20 protein-coding genes are annotated in these 17,656 nt (G+C 33.7%); 19 read left to right on the top strand and 1 reads right to left on the bottom strand.

The features are described from left to right. The 14 genes from hypB (at nt 1) to EQM05_RS06915 (ending at nt 10,127) form a co-directional block, all read left to right on the top strand. On the top strand, nt 1-675 hold the full coding sequence (gene hypB, locus EQM05_RS06850; protein ID WP_128749337.1) for a hydrogenase nickel incorporation protein HypB: 675 nt from the start codon (nt 1-3) through the stop codon (nt 673-675). Further along, complete coding sequence (locus tag EQM05_RS06855; protein WP_128749338.1) at nt 662-1,189, top strand: Na+/H+ antiporter subunit E; 528 nt, start codon at nt 662-664, stop codon at nt 1,187-1,189. The genes hypB and EQM05_RS06855 overlap by 14 nt, the downstream gene beginning before the upstream one ends. Then, nucleotides 1,179-1,436, top strand: coding sequence for a monovalent cation/H+ antiporter complex subunit F (locus EQM05_RS06860; protein WP_243108142.1), 258 nt, complete (start codon nt 1,179-1,181; stop codon nt 1,434-1,436). Before EQM05_RS06855 ends, EQM05_RS06860 begins: the two co-directional genes overlap by 11 nt. After that, nucleotides 1,433-1,777, top strand: a complete 345-nt coding sequence (gene mnhG, locus EQM05_RS06865) for a monovalent cation/H(+) antiporter subunit G (protein ID WP_128749340.1) — start codon at nt 1,433-1,435, stop codon at nt 1,775-1,777. The genes EQM05_RS06860 and mnhG overlap by 4 nt, the downstream gene beginning before the upstream one ends. Next, nucleotides 1,770-2,048 carry a hydrogenase subunit MbhD domain-containing protein gene (locus EQM05_RS06870; RefSeq protein ID WP_243108143.1) on the top strand — a complete coding sequence of 93 codons (279 nt, stop codon included), beginning with the start codon at nt 1,770-1,772 and terminating at the stop codon, nt 2,046-2,048. The genes mnhG and EQM05_RS06870 overlap by 8 nt, the downstream gene beginning before the upstream one ends. A 1-nt stretch (nt 2,049) precedes the next feature. Beyond that, nucleotides 2,050-2,334 carry a hydrogen gas-evolving membrane-bound hydrogenase subunit E gene (gene mbhE / locus EQM05_RS06875; RefSeq protein WP_128749341.1) on the top strand — a complete coding sequence of 95 codons (285 nt, stop codon included), beginning with the start codon at nt 2,050-2,052 and terminating at the stop codon, nt 2,332-2,334. After that, the gene (locus EQM05_RS06880) at nt 2,331-2,783 is read left to right on the top strand and encodes an MnhB domain-containing protein (protein WP_128749342.1); all 453 of its coding nucleotides are present in this window, start codon (nt 2,331-2,333) and stop codon (nt 2,781-2,783) included. The genes mbhE and EQM05_RS06880 overlap by 4 nt, the downstream gene beginning before the upstream one ends. 18 nt (nt 2,784-2,801) lie before the next feature. Next, nucleotides 2,802-3,146: a sodium:proton antiporter gene (locus EQM05_RS06885; RefSeq protein WP_128749343.1), complete on the top strand. Its 345-nt coding sequence runs from the start codon at nt 2,802-2,804 to the stop codon at nt 3,144-3,146. After that, nucleotides 3,143-5,077: a proton-conducting transporter membrane subunit gene (locus tag EQM05_RS06890; protein ID WP_128749344.1), complete on the top strand. Its 1,935-nt coding sequence runs from the start codon at nt 3,143-3,145 to the stop codon at nt 5,075-5,077. Before EQM05_RS06885 ends, EQM05_RS06890 begins: the two co-directional genes overlap by 4 nt. Before the next feature lie 11 nt (nt 5,078-5,088). Beyond that, nucleotides 5,089-6,048 carry a complex I subunit 1 family protein gene (locus EQM05_RS06895; RefSeq protein WP_128749345.1) on the top strand — a complete coding sequence of 320 codons (960 nt, stop codon included), beginning with the start codon at nt 5,089-5,091 and terminating at the stop codon, nt 6,046-6,048. A gap of 34 nt (nt 6,049-6,082) precedes the next feature. Beyond that, the gene (nuoB, locus tag EQM05_RS06900) at nt 6,083-6,532 is read left to right on the top strand and encodes an NADH-quinone oxidoreductase subunit NuoB (RefSeq protein WP_128751058.1); all 450 of its coding nucleotides are present in this window, start codon (nt 6,083-6,085) and stop codon (nt 6,530-6,532) included. Next, entirely contained in the window at nt 6,522-6,929 is a 408-nt protein-coding gene (locus EQM05_RS06905; RefSeq protein ID WP_128749346.1) for a 4Fe-4S dicluster domain-containing protein, read from the top strand. Before nuoB ends, EQM05_RS06905 begins: the two co-directional genes overlap by 11 nt. 86 nt (nt 6,930-7,015) lie before the next feature. Beyond that, nucleotides 7,016-7,678 (top strand): deoxyribose-phosphate aldolase, encoded by a 663-nt coding sequence (deoC, locus tag EQM05_RS06910; RefSeq protein WP_128749347.1) that lies wholly within the window; start codon nt 7,016-7,018, stop codon nt 7,676-7,678. A gap of 142 nt (nt 7,679-7,820) precedes the next feature. Next, nucleotides 7,821-10,127: an AAA family ATPase gene (locus EQM05_RS06915; protein ID WP_128749348.1), complete on the top strand. Its 2,307-nt coding sequence runs from the start codon at nt 7,821-7,823 to the stop codon at nt 10,125-10,127. 393 nt (nt 10,128-10,520) lie between these two features. Here EQM05_RS06915 and ychF read toward each other — a convergent pair whose 3' ends face one another. After that, nucleotides 10,521-11,618, bottom strand: coding sequence for a redox-regulated ATPase YchF (ychF, locus tag EQM05_RS06920; RefSeq protein ID WP_128749349.1), 1,098 nt, complete (start codon nt 11,616-11,618; stop codon nt 10,521-10,523). A 364-nt stretch (nt 11,619-11,982) separates the two neighbouring features. Between ychF and mraZ the strand changes: the two genes are divergently transcribed. The 5 genes from mraZ to EQM05_RS06945 all read left to right on the top strand — a co-directional run bounded on the left by mraZ (nt 11,983) and on the right by EQM05_RS06945 (nt 17,649). Then, nucleotides 11,983-12,411 (top strand): division/cell wall cluster transcriptional repressor MraZ, encoded by a 429-nt coding sequence (gene mraZ / locus EQM05_RS06925; protein ID WP_128749350.1) that lies wholly within the window; start codon nt 11,983-11,985, stop codon nt 12,409-12,411. 37 nt (nt 12,412-12,448) lie between these two features. Further along, nucleotides 12,449-13,378: a 16S rRNA (cytosine(1402)-N(4))-methyltransferase RsmH gene (gene rsmH, locus EQM05_RS06930; RefSeq protein WP_128749351.1), complete on the top strand. Its 930-nt coding sequence runs from the start codon at nt 12,449-12,451 to the stop codon at nt 13,376-13,378. Nucleotides 13,379-13,405: 27 nt separating this feature from the next. After that, nucleotides 13,406-13,903, top strand: a complete 498-nt coding sequence (locus EQM05_RS06935) for a septum formation initiator family protein (protein WP_164917231.1) — start codon at nt 13,406-13,408, stop codon at nt 13,901-13,903. Between the two features lie 46 nt (nt 13,904-13,949). Next, nucleotides 13,950-16,133 (top strand): stage V sporulation protein D, encoded by a 2,184-nt coding sequence (locus tag EQM05_RS06940; RefSeq protein WP_128749353.1) that lies wholly within the window; start codon nt 13,950-13,952, stop codon nt 16,131-16,133. A 64-nt stretch (nt 16,134-16,197) separates the two neighbouring features. Beyond that, nucleotides 16,198-17,649 (top strand): UDP-N-acetylmuramoyl-L-alanyl-D-glutamate--2,6-diaminopimelate ligase, encoded by a 1,452-nt coding sequence (locus EQM05_RS06945; RefSeq protein WP_128749354.1) that lies wholly within the window; start codon nt 16,198-16,200, stop codon nt 17,647-17,649. Nucleotides 17,650-17,656: the final 7 nt, after the last annotated feature.

Raw genomic sequence — 17,656 nt, forward strand, 5'->3', positions numbered from 1 at the left:
TTGGAAATTAAGGTGGTAAGGCAGATATTAGAATGGAATGAAAACTGCCATGATGAAATCCATTCTTTGCTTAATGATAAAAATGTATTAATGATTAATGTAATGGGATCACCAGGGGGCGGCAAAACCACACTTATTATGAGGCTGGTTGAAAGTCTTAAAAGCAAATATAACATAGGAGTTATTGAAGGTGACATTGCAGGTGTAATAGATGCAGAAAAAATAGCAGCTATGGGCATTCATGTTGTTCAGTTAAATACAGAGGGGGCATGCCATATTGAAGCTATGTCCATAAAAAACATACTGCCTCAATTTGATTTAGATAAAATTGATATTTTAATTGTTGAAAATATTGGAAACCTTGTTTGCCCTGCAGAATTTGATATAGGAGAGGATCTTAAGATAGCACTTTTAAGTGTGCCTGAGGGCGATGATAAAGTTGAAAAGTATCCACTTATGTTTACAAGGAGCAATGCTCTTGTAATAAATAAGTATGATATGAAGGCATATTTTAATTTTGATGAAAACAGGGTAATAAAACATGCTAAAGCTTTTAATAAGGATTTAGAGATATTTCCTATAAACAGCATAAATGGTGATGGATTTAATGATTTTTTAAACTTTATTGAAAAACATATTAAGAATGGAAGTGTGAAGTGTAATGAGCAGATTTAAAAACTTCCTTGGTACATTTATTTTATGTTATGTATGCTGGATGCTGTTTACAATACCAAGCACCTTTGACAATGAGGAATTATTAATGGGAGCATTGGTATCAATAATTATAGCACTGTTTTGTACTCCGTTTTTTTCTAAAGTTAACGGACTCTGGCTGTTTATACCTAAGCATTTAATTGCACTTATAGAATTCATACCAGTTTATACAGTAGAATTATTTAAGGCTAACTGGGATGTAGCAAAAAGAGCCCTGTCACCTAAAATAAAAGTAAATCCTGGAATAGTGAAAATACAAACAGATATTAAAAGCGATTATGGCCTTTCACTTTTAAGTAACTGCATAACACTGACTCCAGGTACTATAACCATGGATATTGCAGAGGAAGAAGGCAGGAATTACATGTACATTCACTGGATTGATGTTTCTACACAGGACATTAATAAAGCATCAGATGCAATTGCAGGGGCCTTTGAACCCTGGGTAAGGAGGATTTTTGAAGATGAGCGTTGATTTTGTTGTGGTTTCTTTAATACTTTCCATTTTAGCTATAATTTTAATTTACAGAGTTGTAAAAGGCCCTTCAATGATCGACAGAGTTGTTGCATCAGACTCTATAGATATAATCATTGGATTAGTTATGGTTCTATTTGGATGTTATGAAGGCAGGGCATTGTATGTGGATCTGGGATTGATACTGGCTCTTCTGGGATTCGTAGGAACTATACTGATTTCAAAGTATTTGGAGGGGAAATTATGATACTTAGGATAATAATAGATTGCTTTTTTGCTCTAGGTATTTTCTTTATGATAGCCGGGGTAGCAGGAATGCTGAGAATGCCTGATACATTCTGCAGGCTTCAGTCTTCCACAAACATTGTGACCATGGGCAGTCTGCCAATACTTACAGGAACTGCAATATACGGATTTAGTATTGGTAATACTGGTATTGGAGTTAAATCCATAATAATAGCAGTGTTTATTTTAATTACTAATCCTGCTGCATCTCATGCTATGACAGTGGCTGCCTACAGAAGTGATGCTAAAATGCACCCACATAGTGTATGCGACCATCTGAGGAGGGATAAGCTCCATGAGTAATATATTTACAATATCATTTTTAAATTCAGTAATAATCATTGGAATGGTTATTGCAGCTGTATGTGTAGTTGTTATTGACGATGTACTTCCATGTATTATTGCTGCATCTGTTGTAGGAACATTTATGGCTTTGGAATTTCTCCTTCTGAGAGCTCCTGATGTAGCAATTGCAGAAGGTGCCGTTGGAGCAGTACTTACTCCTGTAATATTTATAATAGCCCTTGCAAAGGTAAACAAAACTAAGGCTAAGGAAAATAAGGGGGAAAAATAATATGAAAAAGTTCATTACTTATTTTTCATTAACGGTAATACTTATTTTTAGTGTTTATGTTTCTTTTAAGATGGCAGCCCTTCCATCCACCTATAATGGGGTGGCAGATTTAATGGTAAAGGACACCATGGGAAAAACAGGAGCTGTAAATTCAGTTACGGCTATAGTATTTGACTTCAGAGGGTACGATACCCTTGGTGAGTCTTTTGTGCTGTTTACAGCAGTAACAGGTTCTGCAGCTATTCTTAGAAGACATAAAAAGATAAAGGCAGGTAATATAAAATGAAAACTTTCAAAGATGGAGACAAAGATCCAATTATAACCTGTTGTGCTAATATAGCTCTTCCAGTTTCTTTAATGCTTGGGGCATATATAATTCTTCATGGACATTTAAGTCCTGGCGGAGGGTTTCAGGGCGGAGTAATCATTGCAGGAGCAGTAGCTATTTTATATTTAGCTTATGGATCAAAAGGTGTGAAAAATGCTCTTAACATTGGAAGGATAAAAAGGGCAGAGGACCTTGGAGCTCTTGGATTTGTGCTGCTGGCTACTTTAGGGATTATTTATGGATACAATTTTTTTAGAAATGTAATTTATAATCACGGAACTTTAGGTAAACTTTATAGTTCGGGAACTATTTTCTGGATGAATTTCGCCGTAGGATACAAGGTTCTGGCGGGAGTTGGATTTTTAATTATTGTAATGCTGAGTAGTTTAAAGGAAGACAATGATTAATAAATATGAGGTGATAGCGTGTTACTTAATTATATAGGTTCATTTTTACTTATAATATTTGGTTTATATATAATAGTTGTGAAAAAGAATTTAATTAAAATAGTTATTGGTATGTCATTAATGGACAGCGGTATTAATCTGCTGTTAATATCAATTGGATTTAGAACAGGCGGCACAGCACCAATATTTCTAAGTGATCTTAAAAAAGGTGCTTTTTTCGTAGATCCTGTTCCACAGGCTCTGACACTGACTTCTATAGTAATAGGTGCCTGTGTTTCGGCACTGGCACTTTCTCTTGTGATAAAAATAAAGGAGCATTATGGCTCTATAGATGCTGATAAAGTTAGGAGGTTAAACGGATGACAGGTTATGTTAGTAATCTCCCTATAATTGCTATAATTGTTCCATTTATATCGGCTTTTCTGGTGGGGTTATTAGGAGATAAGGCTAAATTCACTAAAATACAGAGGGCAATAGCTGTACTTGCTGCTTTAGTATCTTTTACAGCCATATTAATGCTTATTAAACCCGTTTTTTTTGACCATAAAATAGTAACTTACTGGATGGGCAACTGGGCCCCTGAAAAGCAGTGGGCAATTGGAATCGGCCTTGAAGTGGATTCACTGAGCTTATTTGTAGCTCTTATTATATCTGCTGCATGTGTCTTATCCAGCATTTATTCAATAAGATACATGGAAGAGGATACTGGATTAGATAAATATTATGTATTGTTTCTGCTTTTAACTGGAAGCATGATTGGCTTTGTGCTTACAGGAGATATATTTAATATGTATGTAATGCTGGAGATTATGACTTTTTCTGCTATAAGTCTTACAGCATTTAGAAATAATCTCCCCAAGGCTGTGGAAGCAGGATTTAAATATATAGTAACTGGATCCATAGGATCATCTTTTATTTTGCTTGGCACTATACTGATTTATGCCCAGGTACATACTTTAAACTTAGCACAAATTGCAGCCTCTCTTCATAATAACTATACACCGGTTACAATTTTTGCACTGGCTCTATTATTAACAGGATATGCAGTAAAGGCATTTCTGGTACCCTGCCATACATGGCCTCCTGATGCTCATATGTCAGCACCTTCATCAATTTCCATGCTTTTATCAGGTATCATGAGCAAAACAGGAGTTTATGCAATTATAAGAATTTTATTTATGCTGTATCAAAGTGCTGGAAACTACAAAATTGAATTTTTAATAATAACCTGGGGTACCATTACAATGCTTGTTGGAGTTTCAATGGCACTGCTTCAGACTGATTTTAAGAGACTTCTGGCATTTCATTCAGTTTCACAAATTGGATATATAATTACTGCCATAGGAGTAGGACTTGCAGCAGATAAATCTGTGGCTGTTCTTGGAACTATGGGAGGGTTATACCATATGTTTAACCATGCTACATTTAAAAGCTTATTATTTTTATGTGCAGGAGCTGTCTTATATACCACAGGGACTACTGATTTAACTAAACTAGGCGGTCTTGCAAAAAAGATGCCTTTTACTGCTGCAGTATTTTTAATTGGGGCACTTTCTATAAGCGGTATTCCTCCATTTAACGGCTTTGTATCAAAATGGCTTATATATCAGGCTACCTATGAAGCAGGCTATGCTCCGGTAACTATAATAGCACTATTGGTATCGGTTATGACGCTGGCTTCTTTTGTAAAGGTTGCACAGTCAGTATTTTTCGGACAGATGCCTAAGGAGATGGATAATGTTAAAGAGATCCCAATGCTTATGAGAATACCTATGGGAATCTTAGCATTGATATGTATAATTTCCGGAATTGCACCTGGAGCTGTTTCAAATTATATTATTGAACCTGCAGCATATGCAGTTTATAACATAGGTGATTATATTGATGTTATGTTTACAAAAGGTTATGCAGCTAAAATGTTTAATAAGGTGATCCCGGTTCCAAAGATGGATTATGCACTGGCAGGCTACTGGAAACCTGAAGCATGGCTGGCACTGTTCTTTGTTATACTAATAGGATTCATATTTGCTGCATCATTAAATTTAAAATCCACCAGAATAAATATGGTGGAATCAGGTAACGAGCATGATGACAGATACTCCTCCTTTACTGGTGGAGAAAAAGATGAATTTAATCAGATTGGCGCTCATGATTTGTTTTGGGGATTTAAGCATGAATTAAGGGGTTACTTTGGATTTATGCATAATATTCACAGCGGTGTAGTTAACGATTATGCTCTATGGGTGGTTGCAACTTTAGCATTCTTGTCAATTTACCTGTTTGCTGTGTTATAGGGGTGGTTTAAATGAAAATAGTTGAAACTTTGTTTTACATTTTAATATTTCCGGGACTTCTCTTTAGCATAAGCTTTGGATTAATCTTATCCGGCATTGACAGAAAAGTGGTTGCAAAAATGCAAAGAAGAATAGGACCTCCTTTACTGCAGCCAGTATATGATTTTATAAAGCTAACTGCTAAGGAGAGTATTATACCTAAAAATGCTGCTAAAAATGCATTTTTATGGGCTCCCATTATAGGACTGATTAGTGTAATTTCAATTCCATTATTTATTCCTATGTTCGGGTATACATTTATTCCTGCAGCTGCTGATATGATAGTAATAATTTATCTTCTCACCATTCCAGCACTTGCTTTAATAATTGGAGGGTCTTCATCAGGATCTCCTTTTGCTGGTATTGGAATTTCAAGGGAAATGGTTACAATGCTGTCCTATGAGCTTCCATTAGTTATTATACTTCTTGCTATTGGAGCCAAAGTTGGATTTGCAAGCGGCGGAAATGTAACATTTTCACTAAGTAAAATATATGAATATCAGTCTGCATCAGGTCCATTAATAACTAAAGTTGCAATGATACCTGCTGCCATAGCCTTTTTATTGATAATACCAGCTGAGGTTGGAAGTGTACCATTTGATGTGGCAGAAGCTGAAACAGAAATATGTGAAGGACCTCTTGTAGAATACAGCGGCTTTAATCTGGCTTTATATAAGCTGACTCAGTCAGTAAAAATGCTGGTTATGTCAAGCTTGTTTATAGCACTATTTCTTGGAGGAAGGGGTTTTGGAAACTTCTTTGCTAATATACTGCTGTTAATTTTACTTGCAATTTTAGTTGTAGTTATATCTATATCTTTTTCAAAAGCTATTTTTGCAAGAATAAAAATAGAACAAACTTTAAAATTTTTCTGGACTATTCCAACTGGTCTTTCTTTATTAAGCTTAATAATGGCCTATGCAAGATTTTAAATAATAATTATAATTGAAAAAGAAGGTGAATATATTGGTTGAAAAGTTAATTGATATAAGCAGGGAAAAATCTCCATGGATATATCATTTAAATACAGGCTCCTGTAATGGCTGTGACATAGAGTTAGTAGCTTTATTTGGACCAAAATATGATGTGGAAAGGTTTGGATTAAAGCTTACAGGAACACCAAGACATGCAGATATTGTTGTGGTAACGGGCCCTGTAACATCACAATCAAGAGATAGAATGCTGAGAGTATTATCACAGGTTTCAGACCCTAAAGTGATAGTTTCACTTGGATCATGCCCAATTTCATGTAATGTATTTAAGGGAAGTTATTCAATTGATGGCCCTTTAGATAAATGGACAAAAGTTGACGTTTCAGTAGGCGGATGTCCACCTAAGCCGGAAGCTATGATAGATGGAATTTTACAAGCTGTGAAAATTTTAAAAGAGAAAAGGGGTAATATAATTGGAGAATAAGGTGCCTTTTTTTACAGAAGCAATAAAAAATTTTTTTAAATCGCCAGTAACCAATAAATATCCTGATGTGCCAGTAGTGGCTCCAAAAAACTACAGGGGTAAGATAAAATATGATCCTGACCTTTGTGTTGGGTGCGGAATGTGCATCAGAGTATGCTCACCAGGAGCCATTACTAAAACCGTTGAAAAGGAAGATGATGGGCAGAAGATTACCATGACTTTTAATTTGGGATCATGCACCTATTGTGGATTTTGTGCGGATTTCTGCGCAAAAAAGGCAATAAAATTAACTCAGGATTATCATCTTGTAATAACTGATAAAAAGGATTTAATTGAATCAGGATCATTTATTAAAAAGCTGCCGCCTAAACCAGCAGCAAAAGCAGTTTCAAAATAAGCTGCTCACTGATATTTACTTTGTTTTTTCTATAGTATAAAATTACAGATGTAACAAAGAATTCATTAATTTTCGGAGGTAGTGTAATGAAAAAGGAACAATTAGCAAAGTACATTGATCATACAATATTAAAGGCAGATGCAACTACTGAAAAAGTAGAACAGATATGCAAAGAAGCACTGGAAAATAATTTTGCATCAGTTTGCATTAATTCATGTAATGTACCTATGGCAGCAAAACTTTTAAAGAATAGTTCAGTAAAGGTTTGTACTGTAATAGGATTCCCTTTAGGAGCAGTATCAACTGCTGTAAAAGCATTTGAAACTGAAGATGCCATTAAAAACGGCGCCCATGAAGTAGATATGGTTATAAATGTGGGAAGACTAAAGGATAAGAATTATGAATATGTTAAGCAGGACATTAAAGCCGTAGTTAATGCTGCATCAGGCAAAGCCTTAACAAAAGTAATAATTGAAACATGTCTTCTAACAGACGAGGAAAAAGTTACGGCATGTAAATTAGCCAAAGAGGCAGGAGCAGATTTTGTAAAAACATCCACTGGGTTCTCAACTGGCGGAGCTACTGCAAAAGACATCAAATTAATGAGAGAAACCGTAGGAAATGACATGGGAGTTAAAGCTTCAGGCGGAATACACAGCTATGGGGATGCTATGGCTATGATTGAAAATGGAGCTTCAAGAATAGGAGCATCAGCTTCTATAGCTATTTGCTCAGCTGCTGAAAAATAAAAAAATTCGAATCATACAAAAACCATCTGTTAATCCAATTAACAGGTGGTTTTTTTTATATTTAGTGCCTAAAAGTATTACTGTTGAATATTAATATAGTAATAATGATTTTTTTAACATTTTCTTCACAAGGAGGGGTTATATGCTTAAAGAGTTAAATAAGCAAGAGATTGAATATAAATTCGAATTTTCACATGATGATCATATAAAAGAAAGCCGCTGCCTGCCTGAGTATGAGAATATTTATAATAAATTAAATTTAGCTTTAAATATAGATAAACCGGGTTTTAATGTTTATCTTATAGATGACTTTTCTAAAGATAAATTAGAAAATTTAAAGGAATATATAAAAACACTTCTTAAGAATAGAAGTAAGCCTAAGGATATCTGCTATGTAATAAAGGATGATGATAAATCTCCAGTACCTATGTTTTTACCTAATGGAATGGGGAAGGAGTTTAAGGAAACTATAGAAGAACTGCAAAACATCTATTTAGATTGTGTATATGAATTTTATAATGGGAATTCTGATAATGAAAAGGAAGATATAATAAATGAAATCCAAAAGAAAAGGTCTGATTTAATTAGTAAGTTAATTAAAACAGCTGAGGATGATGGATTTAATATGAAAACAACAAATACAGGATTTACTTTCATTCCCATGGCATTAGGAGAAATGATGAGCGAAAAAGAATTTGAAGAGCTAAGTGTTGTGGAAAGGGAAGGAATTCTGGAAAAGGTTAATAAATTAAAGATTAATGCACAGGGTATTTTGGAGAAGTTAAAAAACTCTGAATTAGATGAAATAGAAAAACTAAAAGTTATATTACAGGTTACACTGAAAAAAAGCCTGGAAGCAAAGAAAAGGGAATATGCAGACACCTTTAAAGACCAGGAAGCTGTATTGGAATTTCTAAATAATATGTGCATAAATATTGAAAAATCTTTAATAGATGCTTATTCCTTCAGCTATGAAGATGATGAAGAAGATATCAACAATATTTTAAGCAGGAATGCTGTTAATGTAATAGTAGATAATTCAAATAATGAAGAATGTCCTATAATATATGAGGAAGATCCATCCATTGCCAATTTACTTGGAAGCATAGAATATGAAAATAAGAATGGAACTTATGTTACAGATATATCTTTAATTAAAAGCGGAGCACTGCTAAAGGCAAATGAAGGATGTCTGATAATTAGGATGAATAGTCTTATTTCAAATTCATCTGCTTATTATTATCTAAAAAAGTGTCTGATAAGTTCAAAGGTAGATCTTGATTATAACAGAGGTTACCTGGAGATACTATCTTTAAATGGATTAAAACCACAGCCTGTACCTATATGTGAAAAAGTTATACTTATTGGAGATTACGAAAGCTACAGCCTTTTATATAATTATGATGAGGATTTTAAAAAGATTTTTAAAATAAGGGCAGAGTATGAACCCATTATCGAAATAAATGATGATACAAAAATTTCATTCATTAGTAATATAACTAAGCTTATTGAAGCAAATAATCTAAATCCAATTGATCATGAGGCTGTTATTGAATTAGCTAAATTTTTATCCAGAAAAGCTGAAAACAGAAAAAAAATGTATTTAAATGATTATGAAATAAACAGGGTAGTAATGCAGGCTAATAATAATGCAATAATGAATAACAGACAAAGCATTGAAGGAAGTGATATTCTTAATGCAGCATGGGAAGAAGAAATATTGGAAAAGGAAGTATTGGATGGCTTTAAGGATAAAACAATATTAATTAATATTGAGGATAAAAAAATAGGCGAAATAAATGGGTTGTCAGTTATTGATACAGGTTTTATGAGTTTTGGAAAACCAATTAAAATAACATGTAACTGTTATAAGGGAAGCGGAGAAGTCATTGATGTTCAGAAAAGTTCTGATTTAAGCGGCAGCATCCACAATAAAGCAATTAATATTTTAAAAGGTTATATTAATAAATTAAATGGAGGGTATGAAGAATTACCTGTGGATTTTCATGTCAGCTTTGAGCAGATTTATGGAAAGGTGGATGGAGACAGTGCTTCCATTGCAGAAATTATAAGTATGATTTCAGCTTTAAGTAAAATTCCTATAAAACAGAATATTGCAGTAACAGGCTCTGTAAATCAGGTTGGTAATGTTCAGCCTATTGGAGGAGTAAATGAAAAAATAGAGGGGTTTTACAAGGTATGCAGACTTCTGGGAAACCATAAAAATAAGGGAGTCCTCATTCCATATTTAAATAGAGACAATATTGTTTTGAGAAAAGAAATAGAACAGCAGGTGGCAAATGGAGACTTTCATATTTATACAATGGATACAGTGGAAGATGCCATAGAGGCTTTGATGTGCGATGACACCATCAGAGTAAGTGATGTTTTTGAAAGCATTAAAAAAGAAATAAAAAAATACGGGGCTAAAGCAAAGAACAAAGACTAAAACCAAATAACAAAGAATAAATATTGATGATTTTCTGCTTGGGCAGAAAATCTTTAAAATAAAGTTTTGCCTTGGGGCAAAACTGAGGACTGTTGGCATATTAATTGTCAGCGGTCTTTTATTTTTAAGGATTTTTATGAGGATAATGGCATAAGTGCTGCCGCACCTATTTTTTTATATTTAAAATTTATTACCAATTTATATATAATGTAAAACACCATGCTACCGCATAACAATTTTTAAGACCAATAATGCCCATGTTGAAAACATGGGCATTATTGTAAATTTAAAGTTTTGTCCATTAGGCAAAACTATCCTTAACTTTTAACTCATAACTTAAAACTCTTAACTGAATTAAGTCTTTAATCTTTAGATTTAACATTTAATCATAGACTAAATGTTAAATCTGAAGTGTACAATGTCTCCGTCCTGCATAATATAATCTTTTCCTTCTAATCTATAGTAGCCTTTTTCTTTAGCAGCAGTTTCTGAACCGCATTCTACTAACTTATCATAGGATATTATTTCAGCTCTTATAAATCCTCTTTCTATATCCGTATGAACTTTACCTGCTGCTTTAGGAGCTTTTGTACCCTGCTTAATTGTCCACGCTCTTACTTCATCTGTTCCAGCTGTAAGAAAACTCATTAATCCAAGAAGTTTATAGCTGGCATGAATAAGCTTATCCAGACCTGATTCTTCAAGGCCGTATTCTGAGAGCATTTCTTTTTTCTCCTCATCATTAAGTGAGGATAATTCCTCTTCAATTTTAGCTGAGATAACTACAACTTCTGATCCTTCCTTTGCAGCAAATTCCTTAACCTGCTTAACATAATCATTATCATGATTGCCGCTTATTAAATCATCTTCAGATATATTTGCCACATATAAAACAGGCTTAGTAGTTAATAGAAAATAACTTTTTACAAGTTCAGCTTCTTCTTCTGTAAAGTCCATTGTTCTTACAGGCTTTTCACTTTCAAGATGGGCTTTTATTCTTTCCATAACATCTAACTCTTCTTTGGATTTTTTGTCGCCGCCCTTAGCCATCTTTGACACTTTCTCCATTCTCTTTTCCATGGTTTCAATGTCTGAGAAAATTAATTCAAGATTTATAGTTTCAATATCCCTTAGTGGGTTAACTGAACCATCCACATGGACAACATTTTCATCATCAAAGCATCTTACTACATGTATAATCGAAGAAACCTCTCTTATATGAGATAAAAATTTGTTTCCAAGGCCTTCTCCTTTGCTTGCTCCCTTAACAAGGCCAGCAATATCGTAGAATTCTATAGTTGTATATATCTTTTTTTTAGGATTATACATTTTTTCTAATACATCTAACCTTTTATCAGGTACAGATACCACTCCTACATTTGGCTCAATAGTGCAAAAAGGATAATTAGCTGCTTCAGCACCTGCCTGTGTAATGGCATTAAATAAAGTACTCTTACCAACGTTAGGTAAGCCAACAATTCCTAATTTCATTTATGTACATTCCTTTCATATTACAAAGTTTTTACTGATTATTATTGACTTTAACAGACAAACTCAGATTAATTATACCCTATGACAGAACTGATTTCAAGGAATAACACATTAGCGCATTGCATATAGGAATAAGTGTTTAAAATTGTAAAATATGTGTATAAATATGTAAATTATGTTAATACAGAATATATTAAATATTAATTAATTTAAATGTATTAAAATTTAAATTAAAGTATTTTTATAAAAAAACAAAAAATTATATAAATCAAGAAGGAATTTTCATGTTTTTATAGAATATGTAAGTCAAGTGGTTAAAAGTGGTTAAAAGTGGTGTAATTTTTTTAAAGGTGGAGGGATAATTATGTTCATTGGTGAATATGCACATGCACTTGATAGTAAAAACAGAATAATTATACCTTCTAAATTTAGAGATGAGCTTGGAAACAAGTTTATTTTGACAAAAGGTTTAGATGGCTGCCTGTATGCCTATACATCAGCAGAATGGAGCAACCTGGAAAACAAGTTAAAGACACTGCCTCTTACCAATAAAAATGCCAGAGCTTTTGTAAGATTTTTCTTTTCAGGAGCTAATGAAATTGAAATGGACAAACAAGGAAGAGGTCTTATTCCTCAGAGTCTTTTAGAATATGCAAATATAAAAAAGGATATAGTAAGTATAGGAGTTTCAACAAGAATTGAAATTTGGAGTAAGGATAGCTGGGAACAGTATAATAACTCAAATATTGACTTTGACCAAATTGCAGAACAAATGAGCGATCTTGGGATTTAAACGTACCAGCAGTTAAAAAGTATTCGGAGGAATTAAAATGAAATTTAAACATATATCAGTACTATTAAATGAGACAATTGATTCTTTAAATATAAATCCAGATGGAATATATGTGGACTGCACCCTGGGAGGAGGAGGCCATTCTATTGAAATTTTAAAAAGGCTGTCTCCAAAGGGAAGATTAATTGGTATAGATCAGGACAAAGATGCTTTAAAAGCAGCTTCTGAAAAATTAAAGGAATTTAACAATGTTACATATGTTCATAACAATTTTTATAATATTGATGACATATTAGAAGAATTAAATTTATCTGAAGTTGATGGAATAACCATGGATTTAGGGGTTTCTTCATATCAGTTGGATGAAGCCTCAAGGGGATTCAGCTATATGAGCGAAGCACCTCTTGACATGAGAATGGACAGAAGCAAATCATTTTCGGCCTATGACGTAGTTAATTCCTACAGTGAACAGCAATTATTTAAGGTAATTATAGAGTATGGAGAGGACAGCTTTGCAAGGAAAATTGCAAGAAGCATTGTAAAAAAGAGAAATGACAAACCTATAGAAACTACTAAGGAACTTGTGGAGATTATTGACAGAGCAATACCAAATAAATTTAAGAAAAATGGACACCCAGCTAAAAAGACATTTCAAGCTATAAGAATTGAAGTAAATAAGGAACTGGATGTTTTAGATAAAGCCATTAATGATAGTGTGAACAGATTAAAAAAAGGCGGAAGATTATCCATTATAACATTTCATTCTTTAGAGGATAGAATAGTAAAAAATAAATTCAGGCAGCTTCAAAATCCATGTACATGTCCACCGGACTTTCCCATATGTGTGTGTGGTAAAAAGCCGGTTATAAAAATTATTACAAGAAAGCCAATTGAACCATCTGAGAAAGAAAAACAAGAAAATTCAAGAAGTAAAAGCGCCAAGCTTAGAGTTTGTGAAAAAATATAGTTCTAATCTATTGGAGAGGTGAATAAAGTGATAGTGACAAACAATGAAAATTATGTTCAGGGCAATACCGCATTAGTACCGCAGCGGGTAGAAAAAACAAAAGATAATAGATTAAAAGAACTTGAAAAAGGTAAAAGTGAATTACATAAAAAGAAGATAAATAAAAGAATTTCATCCAAGATATGTGTAATAAGAAATATCGTACTGGTATTTATTGCTGGAGCACTACTTATAGCAAGATACAGTATAATTTATGATATGCAGAGAAATCTAAACACAATAGAATCAGATATTACAGAAACAAAAAGAGAAAATGAGAATCTGAAGGTGGAATTAGTAAAGTACAATAATCTTAGATTTATAGAGGAAACTGCTACATCAAAATTACATATGATACAGCCAGATAAAAATGCTGCTGTTTACGTTAGTCTGGACAAGAATTATTTCCCAAATGCGGCAGAAAAGGATGATAAAATGGTTTCACAACAGAATTTAATCCAAAAGATTAAGAATCTATTATTTTAAATTTTGTTGGAAGTTCATCTTCCCAATGGTAACGGAGGTATGGCGCTTGACTATCAGAGGTTACAGAGATAATGTGATTATAAGGAAAAGGATGCTTTTCACTTTTTTCCTGTTCTTTGTGATCTTCTTTTGTTTAGTGGGGAGATTAAGTTATTTAATGATATATAAATCTTCATATCTTAAGAAGATTGCAGTTGGACAATGGACAAGTAAAGTTGTTATTGATGCCAAAAGAGGTAAAATTCTTGACAGAAATGGTAAAGAATTAGCTGTTAGTGGAGATGTATACAGAGTGGACCTGGATATGAATACATTAAGGGACACTATGAAAGAAAAGGGCTTAAATGAAGAAACTGTGGCGAGTGAACTGGGGCAGGCCTTAAATATGGACAGCGCTCAGGTCTTAAAGATTCTAAGGACGACGCTTCCAGGAGGCCTTCCACTAGCTTCTGCAAAGCTTACAAGAAGAATAGATAAAGATGCTGCAGATAAAGTAAGAGCTTTGAATTTACAAGGAGTGCTTATTTCTGAAGATACAAAGAGGTACTACCCTAATAATAATTTTCTAGCTCAGGTGCTTGGCCATACAAACTCAGATGGAGCGGGACTTACAGGAATAGAACTGCAATATAATAAGGAGCTTTCAGGCACACCTGGGGTTATGATAACTGAAACAGATAAAAAAAGTAAAGAACAGCCTTATACAATTTCTGAATATACAAAGCCCATAGATGGTAAAGATGTAGTTCTGACCATAGATGAGCAGATTCAATCTTTTTGTGAAAAAGCAGCTCTTCAGGCTATGACTGTAAATAAAGCAAAGGCTGCTACCATTATTGCCATGGATCCTAGAACAGGAGAGATTTTAGGACTGGCTAATAAACCTGACTATAATCCTAATGATCCATGGATTAAGGGGATGTCTTATGATGATTTACAGAAATCCTGGAGAAACAGGGCTGTCAGTGATACCTTTGAACCAGGATCTATTTTTAAGGTTTTTACTGCTGCTGCTGCAATGTCAGAAGGATTAGTTAAAGAAGATGACAGATTTGTATGCAATGGAAGTGTAATTGTGGGAAAGAGAGTGATTCACTGCTGGAAAAGAACAGGCCACGGCACTGAAAATTTTGTTGATATAATTAAAAATTCATGTAATGTAGGTTTTGCAGAACTTGGCAAAAGACTAGGGGCAGAAAAACTTATTTCCTATGCCAGAAAATTTGGCTTTGGACAAAAAACAGGAGTTGATTTACCTGGCGAAGCAAAGGGAATAGTAAAAAATGCTGCCAATGTGACAGAGGTGGATCTTGCAACAATTTCATTTGGACAGACCAATACTGTTTCACCTATTCAATATTTAGCAGCCTTTAATTCAGTAGCTAATAATGGAGTGTGGCTAAGACCTCATATTTTAAATCAAGTTGCACATTATGATACCAATACCAGTAAAGAGATAAGTGATAAGACATATAATAACTCTGGTGAAAAAAGAATTATAGATGAAAGTGTTGCAAAACAGTTAAGGGGATATCTGGAAAGAGTTATTTCAGAGGGCGGAGGCAAGAAGGCATATATTGAAGGATATCATATTGCAGGAAAAACAGGAACAGCCCAAAAGGTTATAGGTGGAGTTTATGCTCCTCAAAAATATATTTCTTCTTTTGCAGGAATGGCTCCTGCAGAGAATCCAAAGGTTACAATACTGGTATCAATAGATGAGCCGGATCCTTCCAATTACTATGCAGGACAAATAGCTACACCCATAGCCAAGCAATTGTTTAATGATATATTTAATTATATGGATATAAAGGTAGATGCCAGCGAAGAAGAAGTTAAGAATTCAATGAAAAAAGATGTAATAATTCCAGAAATAAGAGGAGAAAAGAAAGCAGATGCATTAAAGATTTTGAAGGACCAGCATTTAGACTTTGACATTGACTCAAATGGAGATTATATTATAGGTGTTAGCCCTCTTCCTGGGTATTCAGTTAAAGAAGGAAGTAAAATAATACTTTACACAGGTACATCTGCTAATTATAATAAAGTAGTGATAGTACCTGATTTAGTGGGATTATCTAAAACAAAGGCTCTTGAATTACTGAATAATTTAGGATTAAAGGGAATCTGCAGCTCTGACGGAATGGTAACAGAGCAGGATATTGAGCCAGGAAAGCAGGTAACTAAAGGATCAGCTGTAACATTAACTACGGATCCGCTGGGTGATTAATTATAGGCATGCAGACAACTGCATGCCGAAGTTTTGTATAATTAGCAATTATGGAGGTGTTTTTATGAAATTATCAGAAATTTTAAGTGGAATTGATTTTGAATTAGTTAAGGGTGATAGTGAAATAGACATAACAGGAATTAATTATGATTCCAGGCAGGTAGAAAAGTGTAACTTATTTATTTGTATAGAAGGTTATGCAGCAGATGGACATAAATACATAGACAATGCTGTGGAAAATGGCGCAGCAGCTGTAATTATCATGAAAGATTTAGAGAAGTTACCAGACTGTACAGTTATAAAAGTAAAGGATACAAGAAAAGCAATGGCACTGGCAGCAGCAAACTATTATGGGCATCCTGCTGATAAAATGAAGATAATTGGAATAACTGGTACTAATGGAAAAACTACTTCTACTTTCATGATGAAATCCATATTGGAAAATGCAGGGTACAAAGTAGGACTATTAGGGACTATTTCTAATTGCATAGGAGATAAGAAGCTGCCTACTCACAGGACTACTCCGGAATCATTGGATCTTCACAGGCTTTTTAAGCAGATGGTAGATGAAAATGTGCAATATTGCGTAATGGAAGTTTCATCTCATTCATTATATTTAAACAGGGTATATGGAATTAAATTCTCTCAGGGGATATTTACTAATTTAACCCAGGATCATTTAGACTTTCATAAAACTTTCGAAAATTATTATAATGCTAAATTAATTTTGTTTAAGAATTCAATGAATTCCATTGTTAACATAGATGATGGATATGGGGTGAGAGTTTTTCATGATGTAAAGGGCAGTAAGACATCCTATGCCATTGAAAAAGATGCTGATGTTAAGGGAACCAATCTTATAATGCATTCAAGAGGTGTAGAATTTGACATGGAATATAAACAAAATAAGTCTCAGGTAAAACTTAATATTCCAGGTAAGTATAATGTAATGAATGCCCTTGGAAGTGCTGCAGCATGCTTAATGGAAGGCATTGATTTTAAAACTGTGGTAAAAGGACTTGAAAAGATGGAATCTGTACCAGGAAGATGCGAAATTGTAACAAAGAAATACAATCTTCCCTTTGAAGTTATTGTAGATTATGCTCATACTCCTGATGGCCTTGAGAATATCTTAAAAACTGCAAGAGAGTTTACAAAGGGAAGACTTATAAGTGTATTTGGCTGTGGTGGAGACAGAGACAGAACAAAAAGACCTATAATGGGCAGAATAGGGAGCGAATTATCAGACATAGCCATAATAACCTCAGATAACCCAAGAACTGAGGAGCCTATGAATATAATAAAAGAAGTAGCTGAAGGAATAAAAACAAATAACTACCATATAATTGAGAATAGAAAAGAAGCCATAAAAGCAGCTATGAAAATGGCTGAAAAGGATGATGTAATTGTTGTTGCTGGAAAAGGACACGAGGATTATCAAATTTTAAAGGATAAAACAATTCACTTTGATGAAAGAGAAGTAATTGCAGATATAGTGAAAGAATTAAATTTATAGAGGAGTG

The organism is Clostridium sp. JN-9 (genome assembly GCF_004103695.1).
In the GTDB taxonomy this organism is placed as follows: Bacteria; Bacillota; Clostridia; order Clostridiales; family Clostridiaceae; genus JN-9.